Here is a 1,792-nt window from a genome sequence, read left to right as displayed (position 1 = left end):
CGGCTGCCCGAGTACATGGTGCCCTCGGCCTTCGTGGTCCTGGACGCCCTGCCGCTGACCGTCAACGGCAAGCTCGACCGCCCCGCCCTGCCCGCCCCCCGGGCCGGCGGCGGCGACCGGGCCCCGCGCGGGGCCCGCGAGGAGATCCTGTGCGGGATCTTCGGCGAGGCGCTCGGCCTGGACGAGGTCGGGCCGGAGCAGAACTTCTTCGACCTCGGCGGCCACTCGCTGCTCGCCGCCCGGCTGACCGCCCGGGTCCGCACCGTGCTCGGCGGCGCCCTCACCGTCCGCGACCTGTTCGAGGCACCCACCCCCGCCGCCCTCGCCCACCGCCTGGACGGCCCGGCCGACACCCGCCCCGCCCTGACCCGCCGCACCCGCCCCGCCGACCTGCCGCTCTCGCACGCCCAGCGCCGGATGTGGTTCCTGCAGAACCTGGACGGCGACGGCGCGACCTACAACGTCCCGCTGGTGGTCCGCCTCACCGGCCCGCTCGACCGGGGCGCCCTGCGCGCCGCCGTCCGCACCGTCAGCGCACGGCACGAGAGCCTGCGCACCGTGTTCACCGAACGCGACGGCTCGGTGTACCAGCAGGTCCTGGACGCACCGGCAGCCGCCGAGGCGGTCGAGGTCCGCCCGGTCACCGAGGCCGGACTCGACGCCGCCGTGCGGGAGGCCGTCCGGCACGGCTTCGACCTGGCCACCGAACGGCCGCTGCGCGTCACCCTGCTCGAACTCGGGCCCGAGGACCACGTGCTGGTGCTGCTGTTCCACCACATCGCGGGCGACGAGTGGTCGATGAACCCGTTCGTCGAGGAGCTGACCGCCGCCTACACCGGCGCCGAACTGCCGCCGCTGCCCGTCCAGTACGCCGACTACACGCTCTGGCAGCAGGACCTGCTGGCCGCCGGGCCCGGCAGCCTGCTGGAGCGCCAACTCGCGCACTGGCAGCAGGCGTTGGCCGGAATTCCGGAAGAACTCGCGCTGCCGCTGGACCACCCGCGCACCCCCACCGCCCAGTACCGCGGCGACACCGTGCACGCCCAGGTGCCGCCCGCCGTCTACCGGGGCCTGCGGGAGGCCGCCCGGGCCACCGGCACCACCACCTTCATGCTGCTGCAGGCCGCCGTCGCCACCCTGCTGCACCGCCTCGGCGCGGGCGAGGACATTCCGCTCGGCGCCCCCGTCGCGGGCCGCTCCGACAGCGGACTCGACCGGCTGGTCGGCTTCTTCGTCAACACCGTCGTGCTGCGCACCGACCTGTCCGGCGATCCGACCTTCGCCGAACTCCTGGGTCGGGTCCGCGCGTTCGACCTCGCCGCGTTCGCCCACCAGGACCTCCCGTTCGACCGCCTGGTGGAGGCGATCAACCCGCCCAGGGTGCCCGGCCGGCACCCGCTGTTCCAGGTGATGCTGGGCTACCAGCACAACGACGGCGGGACCGGACGCCTGCTCGGCCTGGAGAGCCGGATCCTGCCCGGCGACCTCGGCGCGGCCAAGTTCGAACTCGACTTCAACTTCGAGGAGACCTCCTCGGCCGAGGAGATCGACATCGCCTTCGAGTACGCCGCCGACCGCTACGACCGTGCCACCGCCGAGGCCCTGGTCGAACGGCTGCTCGCCGTCCTCGCCCAGGTCGCCGCCGACCCGCACCGCCGGGTCGGCAGCCTGGACGTGCTGACGGCGGGGGAGCGGGCGTTGTTGGGTGAGTGGGCTTCGACGGGGCGGGAGTTGCCGTCGGCGTCGGTGGCGGAGCTGTTGGCGGAGCGGGCGGTTTCGGTGCCGGAGGAGA

General features: G+C 74.5%; 1 protein-coding gene. It reads left to right on the top strand.

All coding sequences use genetic code 11. The features are described 5' to 3' along the window. Positions 1–1,792, top strand: a 1,792-nt coding sequence (locus ACWEO5_RS38440; protein WP_452166702.1) for a condensation domain-containing protein, incomplete at both ends; no start/stop codon positions are given.

It is taken from the genome of Kitasatospora sp. NPDC004272, from assembly GCF_053603035.1.
The sequence above is the reverse complement of the archived record's forward strand: the minus strand, read 5'-3'. Positions and strand labels throughout refer to the sequence as shown.